Here is an 18,033-nt window from a genome sequence, read left to right as displayed (position 1 = left end):
GTGAGGAGGACAAGGACATGAATATGGCATTGGCGCATTCACCTCAGCGGTTGCGCGGCGTGTTGAAGTACAACGAGCCAATGAGCAAACATACCAGCTGGCGCGTCGGTGGGCCGGCAGAACGTTTTTACATTCCGGCGGATATCGCCGATTTGTCGCAGTTTTTGCAGGGGCTGGCAGCGGACGAGCCAGTGCACTTCATTGGACTGGGCAGCAATTTGCTGGTGCGCGATGGCGGAGTGCGCGGCACGGTAGTGCTTCTGCACAGTGCGCTCAACCAGATCACACTTTGGCACGGAAAGCCGGGCGAGCCAGCCGGGGTTTACGCCGAGGCCGGGGTGGCCAGCCCGAAGGTGGCGCGATTTGCAGCTTTGAACGGTTTCGAGGGCGCCGAGTTTCTCGCTGGCATTCCCGGCACGGTGGGTGGCGCGCTGGCGATGAACGCCGGTTGCTACGGAGCTGAAACCTGGCAACACGTGACCGAAGTGCTGACCATCGACGGTTTTGGCGAATTGCGCCGTCGTACGCCGCAGGATTTTGACATTAGCTACCGTCACGTGGCGCTCAAGGCAGGGATAGGAAGCGAATGGTTCGTCGCCGCATGGTTCGCTTTCAAGCCCGGCAACGGTGAGGTTTCGCGGAAAAAGATCAAGGGCTTGCTGGAAAAGCGGGTGGCGAGCCAGCCGATTGGTACGCCCAACGCCGGCTCGGTGTTCCGCAATCCGGCTGGGGACTATGCGGCGCGACTGATCGAGGCATGCGGCCTGAAGGGAACGACGATCGGCGGGGCGATGGTGTCGCCCAAGCACGCAAATTTCATCGTCAACGCCGGCGGAGCCACGGCAGCGGACATCGAGGCGCTGATCGCCAGGGTGCGGCAAACGGTGAAGGAGCAGCACGGCATTGAACTGGTCACGGAAGTGCGTGTTATCGGAGAAGAAGGTTAATGAAAGCAGAGGAATTCGGCAAGGTCGCGGTGCTGCTGGGCGGAAAATCCGCAGAGCGCGAGGTGTCGCTTAAAAGCGGCAATGCGGTGCTGGCGGCGCTCAAGCGCAGCGGCGTCGATGCGCATGCGTTCGATCCGGCCGAGCGGGAGTTAGGTGAACTGAAGCGGGATGGTTACCAGCGTGTCTTTATCACCCTGCACGGCGGTCAAGGCGAGGACGGTACGGTGCAGGGCGCGCTGGCCCTGCTGGATATTCCCTATACCGGAAGCGGTGTGCTGGCGTCTGCCCTGGCCATGGACAAATGGCGCAGCAAGCTGGTGTGGCAGGCGGCGGGATTGCCGGTACCCGCCTACGAGTTGCTTGATGCCGCCAGCGATTTCGCGGCTGTCGCCGCGCGCCTCGGCTTGCCGCTGTTCGTCAAGCCGGCTAACGAGGGCTCCAGCGTCGGCATCAGCAAGGTGAAGACAGTCGCAGATCTGCGCGCTGCTTACGAACTGGCGGCGCGCTACGACGATTTGGTGATCGCCGAACAGTTCGTCGGTGGCGGAGAGTACACCGTCGCGATCCTCGGCAGCGAGACACTGCCGGTGATCAAGATCGAGCCGGCCAACGAGTTCTACGATTACGAGGCAAAATACCTGCGCGACGACACCCGCTACCTTTGCCCGTGCGGGCTGTCAGCGGAACAGGAGAGCGAAATTCAGCGTTTGGCAAAGCAGGGCTACGCGGTGATCGGTGGCGCCGGCTGGGGGCGGGTGGATTTCCTGCTCGACGCGGCGGGCAAGCCGTACCTGCTGGAAGCCAATACCTCGCCCGGAATGACCGACCATAGCCTGGTGCCGATGGCGGCGCGGGCCGCAGGCCTGAGCTTTGAAGATTTGGTGATCAAGGTTCTTGAACTGGCGCGAGCGGGATGAACGTCATGAACCCTGATTTCAGGAACTGGAGCTGAACCGTGTGGGATAAAACCCAGATGACACTGTGGCTAGCGAACACGCTTTACGCCTTGGCAGCGGTGCTGCTTGTATATGCCGTGCTGTTCCTGGTGGTGCATCTGCCGGTGTTTCCGCTGCGCAAGGTGGACGTCAAGGGAGAGCTGCAGCACGTCAATCGCGAGCAAGTGCAGTTCATCGTTGCACGCGAGATGAAGGGGAACTTCTTTACCCTGGATCTGAACCGTACCCGCGCGGCGTTCGAGAAGCTGCCCTGGGTGCGCAACGTGAACGTGAGGCGGCGCTGGCCGGACAGGCTGGAAGTGGCGATAGAGGAACATATGGTGCTGGCGCGCTGGGGAAGTTCGGCGTTGGTCAATACCCACGGCGAGCTGTTCAGGGCGGCCTCGAACGCGCTGCTGCCAGAGTTTAACGGCCCGGAAGACGCGGCTAGGGAAGTGACCGGACATTATGAGGAATTCAGCCGGTTGCTCAAGCCGCTCAACCTGGCTTTGACCCGCATGACTCTGTCGGATCGCCGTGCGCTGCAGCTCAAACTGAATAATGGACTGGTGGTGGAATTGGGCCGGGAAAAGGTGCACGAGCGCTTGGAGAAATTCGTCGGGGTGTACGACCAGACCGTCGCCAAGCTCACGATTGCCGTCGCCTATGCCGACCTGCGCTACCCCAACGGGTTCGCGGTGCGCTATCCGCAGATAGCTTCGACGCCAGCAAAGAAGGCGCAGCCGGCAGCAAGGCCGGGTCAGGGAAATTTGAAGAAAAAAGTCGGGTGGCGACGTGATGCCAATTATCTGGCAACTGCCGCCTGACAAGGGAGACAAGGGATGAGCAAGACTAAAGAGCAAAAAAATCTGATCGTGGGGCTGGATATCGGAACCTCGAAAATCGTCGCCATTGTCGCAGAGATCCTGCCGGAAGGGCGGCTGGAGATCATCGGCATGGGGCAGACGCCGTCACGCGGCCTGAAGAAGGGCGTGGTGGTGAATATCGAGTCCACCGTCAATGCCATCCAGCGCGCGCTGGAAGAGGCCGAACTGATGGCCGACTGCAAGATTCGCGAGGTCTACACCGGCATCGCCGGCAGCCATATCAGGAGTATCAACTCGCATGGCATGGTGGCGATCAAGGACAAGGAAGTGAATCAATCCGACGTTGACCGGGTGATCGAAACGGCGCGCGCGGTGATCATCCCGACCGACCAGCAGGTGCTGCACATCCTCACCCAGGAATTCATCATCGACGGACAGGAAGACGTGCGCGAGCCGCTCGGCATGAGCGGGGTAAAGTTGGAGGTCAAGGTACACATCGTCACCGGCGCGATCAGCGCGGCCCAGAACATCATCAAGTGCGTGCGCCGCTGCGGGCTGGAAGTGCGCGACCTGATCCTGCAGCCGCTGGCATCCAGCATGGCGGTATTGTCGGAGGATGAAAAAGACCTGGGTGTGTGCCTGGTGGATATCGGCGGCGGCACCACCGACATAGCGGTATTCACCGGTGGTGCGATCCGCCACACCTCGGTGATTCCGATCGCCGGCGACCAGATCACCAACGATGTGGCCATGGCGCTCAGGACGCCGACGGCGGATGCCGAGGACCTGAAGGTGAAATACGGCTGTGCGCTGCGTCAGCTGGCTGACGCGAAGCAAATGATCGAGGTGCTCGGGGTCGGCGACCGGCCTGCGCGCCAGCTGTCTCGCCAGACTTTGGCCGAAGTGATCGAGCCGCGCGTCGAGGAACTGTACAGCCTGGTGCAGGCGGAATTGCGCCGTAGCGGTTTCGAGGAGCTGCTCTCTTCCGGCATTGTCATCACCGGTGGCAGCAGCGCCATGGAAGGTATGGCGGAACTGGGCGAGGAGGTGTTTCACATGCCGGTGCGGCTGGGGATGCCACAGTACGTGGGCGGGCTGGCCGAAGTGGTGCGCAATCCGCGTTTCGCCACCGGCGTTGGGCTGTTGCTCGCGGGTATGGATCAGCACCAGCGGCATCACCTGGCAACGCTACAGAACGGCTCGGTGACACAGATTTTCAATCGGATGAAGAGTTGGTTTCAAGGGAACTTTTAAGCAGGTAATTTTTGGGTTTTTTAAACTTTGGGTATAACAACAAAGGAGACAGGCATGTTTGAGATCATGGACACACAAACACAGGAAGCGGTAATCAAGGTAATCGGCGTGGGCGGCTGCGGCGGTAATGCAGTGGATCATATGATCGCCAGTGGCCTGGGTGGCGTCGAGTTTATCTGCGTCAATACCGATGCTCAGGCACTCAAGCGCAATCAGGCTGGCGTTACCGTGCAGCTGGGCTCGGCCATCACCAAGGGGTTGGGCGCGGGCGCAAATCCCGCAGTCGGGCGCGAGGCGGCACTGGAGGACAGAGAGCGTATCGCCGAGCTGATTGACGGTGCCGACATGCTGTTCATCACCGCCGGCATGGGCGGTGGCACCGGTACCGGTGCCGCGCCTGTGGTGGCCGAGGTGGCCAAGGAGTTGGGCATCCTGACCGTGGCGGTGGTGACCAAGCCGTTCGGTTTCGAGGGCAAGCGCATGAAAGTGGCGCTCGAAGGTATTGAGGCGCTGACGCAGCATGTAGATTCCCTGATCGTGATCCCCAACGACAAGCTGATGGAAGTGCTGGGCGGCAAGATTGGTTTCCGCGATGCCTTCAAGGCTGCCGATGGCGTGTTGCACGGCGCGGTGGCAGGTATTGCCGAGCTGATCAAATGCACTGGCTTGATCAACGTCGATTTTGCCGACGTGCGCACTGTGATGTCGGAGATGGGTATGGCGATGATGGGTTCGGCCCAGGCAACCGGCGTAGACCGTGCCCGCATGGCGGCAGAGCAGGCAGTGGCCAGTCCGCTGCTGGAAGATGTCAACCTCTCCGGCGCGCGCGGCGTACTGGTCAACATCAGTGCCAGCGAGGACATGAATCTCGAGGAAGTCTACGAAGTGATGAACACCATCCGCAGTTTCACCGCAGAAGATGCAACTGTGATTTTTGGTACGGTGTTCGACAGCACACTGCAGGACGAATTGCGCGTGACAGTGGTAGCTACCGGTCTGGGTTCGCCGGTCAACCGTCAGCAGAGCAAGCCGTTAAGCATAGTGATATCGAAGACCGGTACCGACAATGAGCCGATGATGGTGGATTACACCGAGTTGGAACAGCCTGCAGTGATGCGGCGTCGGCGTGATGCCCAAGTCGAGGCGATGAAGCAGTCCGGCGTGGAATTGCTTGATATTCCGGCATTCCTGCGCAAGCAGGCTGACTGACCCGCGCTGATGAGCTGAATGGCGGCGCCTACGGGGCGCGCGGGGTGTCGATTTCGGTGCGAGGGTTGGCCTGCCCCACTCGCTGTGCTAAACTGCCGGCCCTGACAACACCATGATGCTCATGGGAAATTTCGTGATTAGACAGCGGACACTGAAAAATATCATACGCGCCACCGGGGTGGGGCTGCATACCGGCGAGAAGGTGTACCTCACCTTGCGTCCGGCCGCGGTCGACACCGGTATCGTGTTTCGTCGCGTCGATCTGGCTGAGCCTGTGGAGATCAAGGCGGAACCGTACAGTGTCGGAGAAACCCGGTTGTCCTCGACGCTGGTGCGGGATGGTGTCAAGGTGTCTACCGTCGAGCATCTGATGTCTGCCTTTGCCGGTTTGGGTATCGACAATGCCTATGTCGACCTGTCTGCGCCGGAAGTGCCGATCATGGACGGCAGCGCCTCGCCCTTCGTGTTTTTGCTGCAGTCTGCAGGCATCGAAGAGCAGCCGGCAGCGAAAAAATTCATCCGCGTCAAAAAACCGGTGGAGGTCAGGGACGGCGACAAATGGGTGCGCTTCGATCCTCATCCAGGCTTCAGGCTGAACCTCACCATTGCTTTCGATCACCCGGTATTGTCAAATTCCGGCCAGTCCGTCACGGTGGATTTTGCCGACACCTCCTTCATCAAGGAAATTGCACGTGCCCGAACCTTCGGCTTCATGCACGAGGTGGAGGCAATGCGTTCGCAAGGTCTGGCGCTGGGCGGCAGCCTCGATAACGCGATCGTGATGGACGAATATCGCGTTCTCAACAGCGATGGCCTGCGCTACGAGGATGAGTTCGTCAAGCATAAGGTGCTGGATGCCATCGGCGATCTTTACTTGCTCGGCCACCCGCTGATCGGCGCATTTACCGGCTACAAATCCGGACACGCCATGAATAACCGTCTGTTGCGCTGTTTGATGGCGGATGCCGAGGCGTGGGAATTCGTCAGCTTTGAACGCCAGGAAGATGCTCCGGCCGCATTGTTGCGATTGAACAGCCTGGCTGTTTGACCGCTTGTTAATACTCAGGTTATTTGTCTATCTCGGTCTTATTGCCATCGTTGTTGCAGTGGTAATGTTCCTGTTCACCCGCGATGTCCGCTATCTTCGCTTCGCCTGGCAGATTTTCAAGTTCTCTCTGGTATTCCTGCTGGTTTTCGCAGTCCTGCTAATGATGGGACGTTTAATCCTTTACCGCGTCTGAATGCCGCCGGATTAAGGTATGAAGGGCGTTTTTCAGAGGTGAGTCCTCCAGGCTTTGTTCCAGTTTCTCAAGGCTGCTCAAGGCGTTAGTGCTTACCGTCAGGTCTTTCGGTTTTTTCCCCGGAGGCGGAGCCTCGACTTGCACGTCCACTCGAATTGCAGTAACCTCAACCCCCCGATTTTGAATTTTTTCCAGCAGGCTGGGCACGAGTTGCCGAAGTTTGCCGGCAACCGCGCCATTGTTCGCATAGACGATCAGCGTTTGCTGGCGCACCGCGCCGACCCTGGATGCAGCGGCCAGCGGTTTGGGCGCGACTTCACTCCAGGCCTTCTGCAATACCAGCAGTTTTTGCGCCTGTTGAAGGAGTGCCTGCAGGTTGGGCGCGGCGCTCAGGAATGAATGTGCTGGATGGGCGGGCATAAGATACGAACAAACTAAAGGGAGATCTATGAATATTATTCTAGTTTCCGGTAAGTTGGCAAAGGGAAAGACCGTGGCATTGAGCCATGCCCAAGTGATGACCCTGGGTATGGCGCTTCTGGTTTTCCCGTTGTTGCTGGCGATGACCTTCACCTATCTGTTGCTGTTTCACGCCGCAGACATTCCACACCCCTACCTGCAATCCCTGGTGTTAAGCTCGCAACGCACCGAGGCGGCGAAGAATCAGGTGTACTTGCGGGAGAATCTTAACGCCATGGCGGTGAAACTTGGCCAGATGCAGGCGCATGTGCTGCGCCTCGACTCCCTGGGCGAGCGATTGGCGACGCTGACAAATATGGGCAAACAGGAATTTAATTTTGACAAAAAACCGGGCCAGGGCGGCGCGGAGTCCAGCCTGCCGGCACGCGACATGACCCTGAGCGAGTTTGGTCAGCAGCTTGACGGTTTAATGAAAAAACTCGACGATCGATCCGATCAGCTTGGGTTGATGGAGGCGGTGCTGGTTCAGCAGCAGGCGAAGAAAGTCGCCATTCCGTCCACGCGGCCGGTGACCACGGGTTGGTATTCCTCCAATTATGGCTACCGCATCGACCCTTTCACCGGCCAGAAAGCCTTTCATGAAGGTGTGGATTTCATGGCTGATCAAGGTACGGCTATCCATGCGGCGGGGGGTGGTATCGTGGTTTATGCCGATACTTATGCCGGCTATGGTAATATGATAGAGATTGATCACGGCAACGGACTGATCAGCCGTTACGCACATGCTTCGAAATTGCTGGCCAAGGTCGGTGACGTGGTGATGAAAGGGCAAGAAATTGGTGAGGTCGGCAGCACGGGTCGCTCCACCGGGCCGCACTTGCACTTTGAGGTACGTCACCGTGGCGCTCCACAGAATCCGGAGCATTACCTGCATCTGGGCTGACTTGGTACTTTATGGGAGCCTCTGGAGTCAGAATTCGACAAGAGACACCCTTTTGAAATTGACGGCCATCGCCCGGCTCGGCGCTGGCTTTTTGTTTATTTTACTTCCTGAAAACTCATGATATCCCGTCTGGTCAGAAAAATCTTTGGTAGCCGCAACGATCGGCTAATTAAGCAATACACGCAAACAGTCCAGGCCATCAACGCGCTGGAGCCGAAAATCGCCCCGCTGTCCGATGCGGAGCTGCGTGCCAAAACCGATGAATTCAGGCAACGCTACCAGAACGGGGAATCCCTGGATGCGCTATTGCCAGAGGCTTTCGCCGTTGTGCGCGAGGCCGGCAAGCGTGTGCTCGAGATGCGCCATTTCGACATGCAGATGATCGGCGGCATGGTGCTGCATTATGGAAAAATTGCTGAAATGCGTACCGGCGAGGGCAAAACCCTGGTTGCCACTCTGCCTGCGTATCTCAATGCATTGTCCGGCAAGGGCGTACACGTGATTACGGTGAACGACTACCTGGCCAAGCGCGATGCCGAGTGGATGGGCCGTATCCACAATTTCCTCGGACTCACCGTTGGCGTCAACCTGTCGCAGATGGACCACGAGGAAAAGCAGGCTGCCTACGCTGCCGACATCACTTACGGTACCAACAACGAATTCGGGTTCGACTACCTGCGCGACAATATGGTGTACCAGCCCACGGAGCGGGTGCAGCGCAGTCTGAATTACGCTATCGTCGACGAGGTGGATTCGATCCTGATCGACGAGGCGCGCACCCCGCTGATCATCTCCGGTCAGGCCGAGGACAACGTCGATCTGTACTACCGTATCAACGATCTGGCGCCGAAACTGGTCAAGCAAGAACAGGAAGATGGGCCTGGCGATTATAGTGTCGATGAAAAGTCGCACCAGGTTCTGCTCAGCGAAGAGGGACACGAGCACGCCGAGCAGTTGTTGACGCAGGCCGGCCTGCTGCTGCCCGGCACCAGCCTTTACGATGCGGCCAACATCAGCCTGGTCCATCACCTCTATGCGGCGTTGCGCGCTCATGCCCTGTACCATCTCGACCAGCACTATGTGGTGCAGGATGGTGAAGTGGTCATCGTCGACGAATTTACCGGTCGCCTGATGTCCGGGCGACGCTGGTCGGATGGCCTGCATCAGGCGGTGGAGGCGAAGGAAGGCGTGGCGATCCAGAAGGAAAACCAGACGCTGGCATCGATTACCTTCCAGAACTATTTCCGCATGTATTTGAAGCTCTCCGGCATGACTGGCACGGCCGACACCGAAGCTTACGAATTCCAGCAGATCTACGGGCTGGAAACCGTGGTGATTCCGCCCCACCGGCCCATGATACGCCAGGATCGCATGGATCAGGTTTATCGTACTGCAAAAGAAAAATACCAGGCGGTGATCAACGATATCAAGGAGTGCCAGAGCCGGGGTCAGCCTGTTCTGGTCGGCACGACCTCAATCGAAACTTCGGAATACATTTCCAATCTGCTGGAGAAGGAAAAGCTTGCGCATCAGGTGCTCAACGCCAAGCAGCACGCTCGCGAGGCCGAGATTGTGGCGCAGGCAGGTCGGCCGAAAGCGATTACCATCGCCACCAACATGGCAGGCCGCGGCACCGACATCGTGCTGGGAGGTAGCATCGAAGGCGATTTCGAAAAGATTCGCCACGACGAGAGCCTGAGCGAAGAGGAGAAGATCAAACGTCACGACGCGATCAAGAGCGAATGGCAGCCCGTGCATGACCAGGTCCTGATTGCGGGCGGCCTGCACATCATCGGTACCGAGCGCCATGAGTCGCGTCGGGTGGATAACCAGTTGCGCGGCCGCGCCGGGCGACAGGGCGATGATGGGTCAAGCCGTTTTTATCTGTCACTGGAAGATCCGCTGCTGCGCATCTTCGCCTCCGACCGCGTGGCGGCCATCATGGATCGCCTGAAGATGCCGGAGGGCGAGGCGATCGAGCATCCGTGGGTGACTCGTGCCATCGAGAATGCCCAGCGCAAGGTGGAGGCGCGCAACTTCGACATCCGCAAACAGTTGCTGGAGTACGATGATGTCTCCAACGACCAGCGCAAGGTGATCTACGCCCAGCGCAACGAGTTGCTGGAGGCCACCGATATTTCCGAAACCATCCAGGCGATGCGCGAGGATGTGATCAACGACCATATCAGCCAGTTTATCATGCCGGAAAGCATGGAAGAGCAATGGGACGTGGCGGGGCTGGAGAAGTCGCTGCACGCTGAGTGGCAGCTTGATCTGCCGCTACGCGAGTGGCTGGATAAGGAATCAAGCCTGGACGAACACGGTCTGCGCAAACGCATCATCGATGCAGCCAACGCACAGTACCAGCACAAGCTGGAATCGGTCGGCGTCGAAACCATGCACCACTTCGAACGCGCAGTCATGCTGCAAAGCCTGGATACACACTGGCGCGAGCATCTGGCGGCGCTGGATCATCTGCGCCAGGGTATCCATCTGCGCGGTTACGCTCAGAAAAATCCGAAACAGGAATACAAGCGCGAAGCGTTCGAGTTGTTCTCCGACATGCTCGATCGCATCAAGCGCGAAGTCACCAAGATCGTGCTGACCGTGCAGATCCGCAGCGAAGAGGATGTGGAAGCGGTTGAAGCCCAACCGCAACCGTCCAATGTCCAATACCACCACGCCGATTACGACGAGGCGCTGGGAGGAGCTGACGAGGATGCCGAGGGTGAGGAGCATCACCCCTTCGTCCGCGCCGGCGACAAGGTCGGCCGCAACGATCCCTGCCCGTGTGGTTCTGGCAAGAAGTACAAGCAGTGCCATGGCAAGCTCAGCTGAGGAAAATTTGATGGGCGCAAAAGCCGGCAGGATTGCCGGCTTTTTTTTGGTTAGAATTCGTTGCTACAATGTATTTTGAAGGGCGCGATGGCGGAGGGGATGGTGCTATGCAAGAAATCCTGAACGCCTTGTTGAAGGCGTTAAAAAGCTTGTTTCACCCGAAGATGCTGGCTTTGGTGCTGTGGCCGGTGGTGCTGGCCGCTATTCTGTGGGGTGGGCTGGCTTTCTTCTTCTGGTCGGATTGGGTGGCCGGGCTGCAAGGCTTGATTGATCACGCCGCCGTGCACGATTTCCTGGGGCGGCACGAGCTTGCCTGGGTGGCGCGAGCCGCCGCAACCACGCTGGCCTTCATGGTGCTAGTCCCGCTAAGCGTGGTGACCGCGCTTCTGATCGCCGCAGTGGTGGCAATGCCCTATATGTTGCGCTTCGTTGCCGAGAAGGACTACCCCGGTATGCAGATGAAGCGAGGTGGCACCGTGCTAGGGTCTATCTGGAACGGGCTGGCTGGGGTTTTCGTGTTTGCAGTGTTATGGTTGCTTGCGCTGCCGTTGTGGCTGTTTGGACCGTTCGCGCTGCTTGTGCCGGTTTTTCTTTCCGCTTACCTGAACCAGCGCCTGTTCCGCTACGATGCGCTCGCTGACCATGCCTCCCGCGATGAGTATCTGCAGGTCGTGGAGCGTGCGGGAGGCCGGATGTATGTCCTGGGTGGATTGCTCGGGCTGGTGCAGTTCGTGCCTTTCCTCAACCTGTTTCTACCGATCTACATTGGCCTTGCCTATATTCATTTCTGTCTCGCTGAACTGCAGACATTGCGGGCGGGTTCAGCAACAGAAATCTGAAACCTTGATGCCGATAGGCGTTCCGCTGGTTTTTTGGTTTAAAATAATCCCAATTCGTTAACTTCACCGTTCAGGATTTCTTAATGCCCGTTAATCTCTCTCCGCCCAACCCCGATCAATTGCTGCCCGTTAAAGGCATCAACCTCGGTATTGCCGAAGCCGGCATCAAAAAGGCGAACCGCAAGGATCTTCTGATCATGTGGTTGGGCGAAAAGGCCCGCGTGGCGGGCGTGTTTACCCTGAACCGCTTCTGTGCTGCGCCGGTGGTGCTGTGCAAGAGCCACTTGGCAGCCGGCCAGGGCATCCGAGCGCTAGTAGTGAACACCGGCAACGCCAATGCCGGCACGGGTGAGGAGGGTCTGAATCGAGCCCGGCGGACCTGTGCCGAGGTGGCGAAGCTGCTGGGTTGCGTGGAGGAACAAGTGTTGCCTTTCTCTACTGGCGTGATCCTGGAGCCGCTGCCGGTAGAAAAAATTATTGCCGGCCTGCCGGCGGCAGTGGCCGACCTTAAGGAGGGCAACTGGTTCGACGCTGCGCAGGCGATCATGACCACTGACATAGTCTCCAAGGCGGTGTCGAAGCAGATCAGGCTGGGCGATGCGACTATCACCATCACCGGCATAGCCAAGGGCTCCGGCATGATTCATCCCAATATGGCGACCATGCTCGGCTATGTCGCCACTGACGCGGCGCTCAGCCAGCCCCTGCTGGAAGCGCTGGTGCGCCATGCCGCCGACCGTTCCTTCAACTGCATCACGGTGGATGGCGATACTTCTACCAACGATTCCTTCATGCTGATTGCGACCGGCGAGGCTGGTGTGCCAGAAATTACCGATGCCGCAAGCACTCACTACGCCGCTCTGCGCGATGCTGTCACCGAAGTGTCGCAAATGCTGGCCCAGGCCATAGTCCGGGATGGCGAAGGCGCGACCAAGTTCATGACCATCACCGTCGAGGGTGGAGCCACGGAAGCGGAATGCCGCCAGGTGGCGTATGCCATTGCACACTCGCCCCTGGTCAAGACCGCTTTCTTCGCTTCGGATCCCAATCTGGGGCGGATACTCGCCGCCATTGGCTATGCTGGCATTGCCGATCTGGATGTGGACAGGCTCAAGCTCTATCTGGGGGATGTGCTGGTGGCGGAAAATGGCTGCCGCGCGGCGAGCTATCAGGAGCAGGATGGCCAGCGGGTGATGAGGGAGCCCGAGATCACCGTGAGGGTACAGCTTGGCCGGGGTTCGGCCTTGGCCACAGTATGGACCTGCGACTTCTCTTATGATTACGTCAAGATCAATGCCGAGTACCGAAGCTGATGACGAAAATTCTGGAGGTCGCCGCCGCTGTCTTGCAGCGGCCCGATGGCGAATTTCTTTTGGCAGAACGTCCGGCGGGCAAGCCTTATGCCGGATGGTGGGAGTTTCCTGGCGGCAAGATCGAAGAGGGCGAGTCGCCCTACCATGCTCTGGAGCGTGAACTGCGCGAGGAACTGGGGATCGAGGTAGCGGTGGCTCACCCCTGGCTGACCCGCGTCTATACTTACCCGCATGCCACGGTGCGGCTGCATTTCTTTCGCGTGGTGAACTGGCACGGCGAGCCACACGGTAAGGAAAACCAGCGTCTTTCCTGGCAATATCCCGACGCGGTAAGTGTAACGCCGCTATTGCCGGCCAATGGGCCGATTCTGCGCTCGCTTATATTGCCTCCAGTGTGTGCAATTACTCATGCCAACGAGCTTGGTATAGAGCCATTTCTGGAGCGGCTTCAGATTGCGCTGCAGCAGGGAGTCAAACTGATCCAGGTGCGAGAGAAGGCCATGGATGCGGCAACATTGCGTGTTTTCGCTGCCGAGGTGGTACAGCGGGCGCATTCTCACGGTGCTCGTGTGGTGATTAATGGCGATGCAGCCTTGGCCCGGGAGGTCGGTGCGGATGGGGTGCAGTTGAATTCAGCACAGCTGATGGCGTTGGCGGCCCGGCCGGAAGTGGAGTTGGTGAGCGCTTCCTGCCATGACAGACGTGAGCTGGATAAGGCTGCCGAACTGGAGCTGGATTTTGCGTTGCTGTCGCCGGTGCGGCCGACTCTGAGCCATCCCGGAGCACCGGTTTTGGGCTGGGATGGTTTTGCGCGCCTGGTAAAGGATTTGCCGATGCCAGTCTATGCGCTGGGTGGGGTCTCAGGTGCAGACTTGGACGAAGCGTGGCAGCATGGGGCTCATGGAATCGCCATGTTGCGCGGGGCATGGTAGCCGATAGAATGAACATGAAAAAAATCTGGCCTTTCCTGCTCTTGCTCCTGCCGGTGCTGCTGGCATTGGGCTTGCCCCGCTTTATTGGCGGTGATGTCGGAGGGCCGATATTAATGGCGCACTGCTCAGACCTGGTTCAAGGTTGCCGAGTGGCATTCGGGGAGCGGACGGTGGAGGTCCGATTCCTCTCCGCCCCAACACCGCTCAAGCGGTTCGATCTGGTGGTGAAGGCGCCCGATGCCGGTCAGGTCTCCGCCGATTTTGCCATGCAGGGCATGAACATGGGGCCAAACCATTATGTGTTGCAGCGTAAAGCTGATGGGGCATGGCAAGGAAAGATTCTGTTGCCGGTGTGCGTTAGCGGTGCCAGTAATTGGGCTATGACCCTGGAACTGGATGGCGTAAAGCGGCAAATCCCCTTTGTCGCAGTCAAGCAGTAGGGTTTAGCCCATTGGGCTAGTTGAGATTCTCGCCCTTTTCCGTCTCTTCCTCGTCCAGCGGGATACGATAGCCCTCCGTTGCCCACTGACCAAGGTCTATCAGCTTGCAACGCTCCGAGCAGAATGGGCGGAATGGATTTTTAGGGCTGAAGAGCGCAGGATTGCCACAAACGGGGCACGGGACGGAGGGTGAGGGTTTTGCAGGGGTATTCATGTGCGGTAATGCCAACTAATGATTGCCTGGCCTTAAAGGTTGCAAAGGGTTAAATCAAATTCGACGTCAGTGTCGCATCCTCGTGGCTTCTGGGGGCCGCCCAGAGCGGTGAAGCGGATGTTGATCGCGTATTTGTTGGCGCTGATTTCTGGGAAACAGGGTAAGTCGCGTGCGACTGAGATGCGCAGCATCTGTGCCACTCTGCCGCTCAGCATCTGCTGAAATGCGCCTTGCGGTGCGGAGTGGTGGCTGGACTTGCCGCTGTCTCGCAGCATGCGCAAGATGATCCTCAATCCATCTCGAATTGGCAGCATCGGTGCCAGCCATTCCGTCAGATTCAAGCGACGCAGACTTTCATCCTGGTTCAGCCAGAAATGATAGGAAGGCAGGTCGAATTCGCACACTCCGCCGGGGATGGAGGTGCGCTGCTTGATGCTCATCAGCCATTCATTTTCGCGCAGGTGCTGGCCGATCTTGCCAGGCAGGCTGTGCAGAAGGCCGGCGACATTGTCGATATCGCGCAGCACTTCATTCAAGGCTATTTCCGAAATGGCGGGATTGTTGCGCAGGGCTTCCAGGGTTTGCTTCTGCCGCTCCAGTTCCTGGAGCAGGTCGGATTTTAGATCGGCACGGCAGGAAACTTCCAGAATTTCGAACACAACCAGCAGTGCGGCGTGGTGATCCATCTGATGCGACTGGGAGGAAAAGTAATGCGCTTTGGCATAGAGATCCTCCAGTCGCAGGAGAGTGCGAATCCGCTCGTTAAGAGGGTGGTCGTAGGTGATCACTGTCGGGTCTGGGGTCGGCAAAGTTCAATACTGCCGAATTATAAGCGATCTGACAATAATTTGTATTAACATAATTACATGAAACCTTGAATTGTTTTGGTTTTTAGTAAAGCGGTATCAGACCTGCCGCTGCAATGCCAGTGTCAAGTAATGCTGATGCAGTTCCTGGACTTGTTTTTCAAGATCAGCTTGGTTACCCAGGTTGGACAGGATGTCATCGGCTTGTTTGATGCGCTCTGTGCGAGGAACCTGGTGCGCCATAATGGCTCGAACCTCATCAGCGGAAATCTTGCTACGGGACATGGTTCGGGTAATTTGCTGATTTTCATCGCAATCCACTACCAGTACCCGGTCAACCAGATCGCGATATGCACCGGTCTCGAAAAACAGCGGGATCATTAGCACCAGATAGGGCCCTCGTGCCTTAGCTATTTCCGAGACGAGCTGTTGTTTGATCAGAGGATGGAGTAGCGTTTCCAGTTTTTCCTTGGCGGCCTGATCGGAAAATATCCGTTTGCGCAGCTTGGCACGGTCGAGGTTTTCGTCCGGTAATTGGTAGCAGGAACCGAACTGCTCGATGATGGCGGCAAGTGCCGGAGTGCCTTTTTCCGTCAGGCGATGCGCGATCTCATCGGTGTCGATAACTGCGGCGCCCAAGGGGGAAAAAATTCTGGCGGCGCTGCTCTTTCCGCTGCCGATGCCGCCAGTGAGGCCGATCACCAGCATCATCTAGAGCCCGAGATAAGCCTGGGTGATTTGCTTTCCCCACAGCAGGGCGATCAGGCCGCCACCCGCTAGGTAGGGACCGAAGGGGATCGGAATCTGGCGGCCATGGCCGGCAAACAGGATCAGTGAAAGGCCGACCGTCGCTCCGACCAGCGAAGAAAGCAGGATGACCAGCGGCAACATCTGCCAGCCCAGCCATGCGCCGATCGCGGCAAGCAGCTTGAAATCACCGTAACCCATGCCTTCCTTTTTTGTAACCAGCTTGAACAGCCAGTAAACGCTCCAGAGCGACAGGTAACCTGCCACTGCCCCGACCAGGGCGGAGTCCAGGCCGGTGAAGAAGCCGTTGAGATTGAGCAATAGACCGAGCCAGATCAGGGGTTGGGTGATGCTGTCCGGTAGCAGTTGGGTGTCGAAGTCGATGAATGTCAGTGCGATCAGCGCCCATGTGAAGAGCATGGCGGCCAGGGCGGTCGGTCCAAAACCGAAACGCCAGGCGACGTAGCCGCTGATAATGCCGGTAAGGGCCTCGACTATGGGGTAACGTGGGCTGATCGGGGTCTTGCAGTGTGCACAGCGGCCGCGCAAGATCAGCCAGGAAATTAGCGGAACGTTTTCCCATGCCGATATCATGTGGCCACAGGACGGGCAGGCCGAGCGCGGAACAACCAGGTTATAGGGTGTGGCGGGCGCGGCTTCTTCTCCGTCCAAAGTGTTGCATTGCTCGCGCCACTCGCGTTCCATCATTCGGGGCACACGATGGATGACGACGTTCAAAAAGCTGCCGACCATCAGGCCGAGGAGTGCGGCCACACTAACGTACAGTGCCGGGGAGGATTGCAGGGGTTCGAAGATCATTTGAGTCCTGAGTGCTGAGACCTAAGCGCTGAGCGCAGTCCACTCAGGACTCAGCACCCCGCGCTCAGGGCTGGTTTTAAACGACCTGGCCCATCTTGAAGATCGGCAGATACATGGCGATAACCAGGCCGCCGATAATCACGCCCAGAACCACCATGATTATCGGTTCCATCAGGCTGGAAAGCGCTTCCACGGCATCGTCCACTTCTGCTTCATAAAAATCGGCCACCTTGGAGAGCATGGAGTCCAAAGCACCTGATTCCTCGCCAATGGCGACCATTTGCAGCACCATGTTGGGAAACAGATTGGAGTTCTGCATCGCCACGGTCAGGCTGGTACCGGTGCTGACTTCGCTCTGGATTTTTTTTGTGGCGTCAAAATACAAGGCGTTGCCGGCAGCGCCGCCGACCGAGTCCAGTGCTTCAACCAAGGGTACGCCGGCGGCAAACATGGTCGACAGGGTGCGAGTCCAGCGCGCGATAGTGGCTTTCTCGATTACCGGGCCGAAAATAGGTAGCTGGAGAGACAGGCGATCCATGAAATACTGCATTTTTTTTGAGCGTTTCCAGGTGTAGAAAAAGAACTGTAACGCGCCATAAATACTCCCGAAAATTGCCCACCAGTAGGCAACGAAAAAGTCCGAGATGGCCATCACCACCAGCGTTGGGGTGGGTAAATCGGCGCCAAAGCTGGTAAACAGTTCCTTGAACGCCGGTACCACGAAGATCATGATGATTGCCGTGATGACGAAAGCGACGACCAGAATGGAGATGGGATAGAACAGTGCGGATTTGATCTTGCCCTTGATGGCGAGGATCTTTTCTTTGTAGGTTGCAAGGCGATCCAGTACCGTGTCGATAATGCCTGCCTGTTCGCCAGCGTTGACCAGGTTGCAGTACAGTGCGTCGAAATACAAAGGATATTTGCGGAAGGCCTGGCTCATGCTGCTGCCGGTTTCGATATCGGCCTTGATGTTGCCAAGCAGCTTCGATACGGCCGGATTGCTGTGCCCTTTGCCGACAATGTCGAAGGACTGGAGCAGCGGCACACCCGCCTTCATCATGACGGCCAGTTGCCGTGTGAACAGGGAGATGTCCTTGTCGGTGACTTTCTTGCCCTTTCCGAAACCGCCTTGTTTTTTAACCTTGAGAACGGTGATGCCTTGGCGCCGCAGCATGGTATGCACTACCGCTGTACCCGGTGCGCTCATCTCGCCCTTTACGGTTTTGCCTTTTTTGTCCGTACCCTCCCAAGCGTAGAGGAGATCTTTCACTGCTACCTTTTTTTTTGCGACGGCCATGCTTATCCC

18 protein-coding genes are annotated in these 18,033 nt (G+C 57.9%); 12 read left to right on the top strand and 6 right to left on the bottom strand.

The annotated features are described in order from the left end of the window. Positions 1-17: 17 nt before the first annotated feature. The 6 genes from murB to lpxC all read left to right on the top strand — a co-directional run bounded on the left by murB (position 18) and on the right by lpxC (position 6,220). On the top strand, positions 18-947 hold the full coding sequence (gene murB / locus SCT_RS12675; RefSeq protein ID WP_237759687.1) for a UDP-N-acetylmuramate dehydrogenase: 930 nt from the start codon (positions 18-20) through the stop codon (positions 945-947). Further along, positions 947-1,864: a D-alanine--D-alanine ligase gene (locus SCT_RS12670; RefSeq protein WP_059423573.1), complete on the top strand. Its 918-nt coding sequence runs from the start codon at positions 947-949 to the stop codon at positions 1,862-1,864. Before murB ends, SCT_RS12670 begins: the two co-directional genes overlap by 1 nt. A 38-nt stretch (positions 1,865-1,902) precedes the next feature. Beyond that, a complete protein-coding gene (locus tag SCT_RS12665) occupies positions 1,903-2,709 on the top strand; it encodes a cell division protein FtsQ/DivIB (protein WP_059423571.1) in 807 nt (268 codons plus the stop codon). 15 nt (positions 2,710-2,724) lie between these two features. Then, positions 2,725-3,963 (top strand): cell division protein FtsA, encoded by a 1,239-nt coding sequence (gene ftsA / locus SCT_RS12660; protein ID WP_059423567.1) that lies wholly within the window; start codon positions 2,725-2,727, stop codon positions 3,961-3,963. 54 nt (positions 3,964-4,017) lie between these two features. Continuing rightward, positions 4,018-5,172, top strand: a complete 1,155-nt coding sequence (ftsZ, locus tag SCT_RS12655) for a cell division protein FtsZ (RefSeq protein ID WP_059423563.1) — start codon at positions 4,018-4,020, stop codon at positions 5,170-5,172. A 133-nt stretch (positions 5,173-5,305) separates the two neighbouring features. Beyond that, positions 5,306-6,220, top strand: a complete 915-nt coding sequence (gene lpxC / locus SCT_RS12650) for a UDP-3-O-acyl-N-acetylglucosamine deacetylase (protein WP_059423657.1) — start codon at positions 5,306-5,308, stop codon at positions 6,218-6,220. Positions 6,221-6,392: 172 nt separating this feature from the next. Here the strand turns inward: lpxC and SCT_RS12645 are convergent, their stop codons facing one another. Then, on the bottom strand, positions 6,393-6,833 hold the full coding sequence (locus SCT_RS12645) for a DUF721 domain-containing protein (protein ID WP_059423561.1): 441 nt from the start codon (positions 6,831-6,833) through the stop codon (positions 6,393-6,395). 28 nt (positions 6,834-6,861) lie between these two features. Between SCT_RS12645 and SCT_RS12640 the strand changes: the two genes are divergently transcribed. The 6 genes from SCT_RS12640 to SCT_RS12615 all read left to right on the top strand — a co-directional run bounded on the left by SCT_RS12640 (position 6,862) and on the right by SCT_RS12615 (position 14,138). Next, on the top strand, positions 6,862-7,776 hold the full coding sequence (locus SCT_RS12640) for a M23 family metallopeptidase (RefSeq protein WP_059423559.1): 915 nt from the start codon (positions 6,862-6,864) through the stop codon (positions 7,774-7,776). A 117-nt stretch (positions 7,777-7,893) separates the two neighbouring features. Beyond that, a complete protein-coding gene (secA, locus tag SCT_RS12635) occupies positions 7,894-10,614 on the top strand; it encodes a preprotein translocase subunit SecA (protein WP_059423557.1) in 2,721 nt (906 codons plus the stop codon). Between the two features lie 107 nt (positions 10,615-10,721). Continuing rightward, positions 10,722-11,453 carry an EI24 domain-containing protein gene (locus tag SCT_RS12630; protein ID WP_059423655.1) on the top strand — a complete coding sequence of 244 codons (732 nt, stop codon included), beginning with the start codon at positions 10,722-10,724 and terminating at the stop codon, positions 11,451-11,453. Positions 11,454-11,536: 83 nt separating this feature from the next. Further along, entirely contained in the window at positions 11,537-12,766 is a 1,230-nt protein-coding gene (argJ, locus tag SCT_RS12625; protein ID WP_059423555.1) for a bifunctional glutamate N-acetyltransferase/amino-acid acetyltransferase ArgJ, read from the top strand. Beyond that, the gene (locus tag SCT_RS12620) at positions 12,766-13,698 is read left to right on the top strand and encodes a Nudix family hydrolase (protein ID WP_059423554.1); all 933 of its coding nucleotides are present in this window, start codon (positions 12,766-12,768) and stop codon (positions 13,696-13,698) included. Before argJ ends, SCT_RS12620 begins: the two co-directional genes overlap by 1 nt. 14 nt (positions 13,699-13,712) lie before the next feature. Next, positions 13,713-14,138, top strand: a complete 426-nt coding sequence (locus SCT_RS12615; protein ID WP_144408268.1) for a hypothetical protein — start codon at positions 13,713-13,715, stop codon at positions 14,136-14,138. Between the two features lie 16 nt (positions 14,139-14,154). Here SCT_RS12615 and SCT_RS16830 read toward each other — a convergent pair whose 3' ends face one another. From SCT_RS16830 to SCT_RS12595, 5 genes are all read right to left on the bottom strand, one after another. Further along, the gene (locus tag SCT_RS16830) at positions 14,155-14,352 is read right to left on the bottom strand and encodes a DNA gyrase inhibitor YacG (RefSeq protein WP_082098338.1); all 198 of its coding nucleotides are present in this window, start codon (positions 14,350-14,352) and stop codon (positions 14,155-14,157) included. 32 nt (positions 14,353-14,384) lie between these two features. Then, a complete protein-coding gene (zapD, locus tag SCT_RS12610; RefSeq protein WP_059423552.1) occupies positions 14,385-15,140 on the bottom strand; it encodes a cell division protein ZapD in 756 nt (251 codons plus the stop codon). 117 nt (positions 15,141-15,257) lie between these two features. Then, complete coding sequence (gene coaE, locus SCT_RS12605; protein WP_237759686.1) at positions 15,258-15,869, bottom strand: dephospho-CoA kinase; 612 nt, start codon at positions 15,867-15,869, stop codon at positions 15,258-15,260. Beyond that, positions 15,870-16,724, bottom strand: a complete 855-nt coding sequence (locus tag SCT_RS12600; RefSeq protein WP_059423551.1) for an A24 family peptidase — start codon at positions 16,722-16,724, stop codon at positions 15,870-15,872. Positions 16,725-16,800: 76 nt separating this feature from the next. After that, the gene (locus SCT_RS12595; protein ID WP_059423550.1) at positions 16,801-18,024 is read right to left on the bottom strand and encodes a type II secretion system F family protein; all 1,224 of its coding nucleotides are present in this window, start codon (positions 18,022-18,024) and stop codon (positions 16,801-16,803) included. Positions 18,025-18,033: the final 9 nt, after the last annotated feature.

The organism is Sulfuricella sp. T08, from assembly GCF_000971475.1.
Classification (GTDB): Bacteria; Pseudomonadota; Gammaproteobacteria; order Burkholderiales; family Sulfuricellaceae; genus Sulfuricella.
This window is presented reverse-complemented; position numbering and strand designations above follow the sequence as displayed.

Coding starts and splice junctions, on each gene's coding strand:
- murB (WP_237759687.1), top strand. CDS start 18: ATGAATATGGCATTGGCGCATTCACCTCAGCGGTTGCGCGGCGTGTTG.
- SCT_RS12670 (WP_059423573.1), top strand. CDS start 947: ATGAAAGCAGAGGAATTCGGCAAGGTCGCGGTGCTGCTGGGCGGAAAA.
- ftsA (WP_059423567.1), top strand. CDS start 2,725: ATGAGCAAGACTAAAGAGCAAAAAAATCTGATCGTGGGGCTGGATATC.
- ftsZ (WP_059423563.1), top strand. CDS start 4,018: ATGTTTGAGATCATGGACACACAAACACAGGAAGCGGTAATCAAGGTA.
- SCT_RS12645 (WP_059423561.1), bottom strand. CDS start 6,833: ATGCCCGCCCATCCAGCACATTCATTCCTGAGCGCCGCGCCCAACCTG.
- SCT_RS12640 (WP_059423559.1), top strand. CDS start 6,862: ATGAATATTATTCTAGTTTCCGGTAAGTTGGCAAAGGGAAAGACCGTG.
- secA (WP_059423557.1), top strand. CDS start 7,894: ATGATATCCCGTCTGGTCAGAAAAATCTTTGGTAGCCGCAACGATCGG.
- SCT_RS12630 (WP_059423655.1), top strand. CDS start 10,722: ATGCAAGAAATCCTGAACGCCTTGTTGAAGGCGTTAAAAAGCTTGTTT.
- argJ (WP_059423555.1), top strand. CDS start 11,537: ATGCCCGTTAATCTCTCTCCGCCCAACCCCGATCAATTGCTGCCCGTT.
- SCT_RS12620 (WP_059423554.1), top strand. CDS start 12,766: ATGACGAAAATTCTGGAGGTCGCCGCCGCTGTCTTGCAGCGGCCCGAT.
- SCT_RS12615 (WP_144408268.1), top strand. CDS start 13,713: ATGAAAAAAATCTGGCCTTTCCTGCTCTTGCTCCTGCCGGTGCTGCTG.
- SCT_RS16830 (WP_082098338.1), bottom strand. CDS start 14,352: ATGAATACCCCTGCAAAACCCTCACCCTCCGTCCCGTGCCCCGTTTGT.
- coaE (WP_237759686.1), bottom strand. CDS start 15,869: ATGATGCTGGTGATCGGCCTCACTGGCGGCATCGGCAGCGGAAAGAGC.
- SCT_RS12600 (WP_059423551.1), bottom strand. CDS start 16,724: ATGATCTTCGAACCCCTGCAATCCTCCCCGGCACTGTACGTTAGTGTG.
- SCT_RS12595 (WP_059423550.1), bottom strand. CDS start 18,024: ATGGCCGTCGCAAAAAAAAAGGTAGCAGTGAAAGATCTCCTCTACGCT.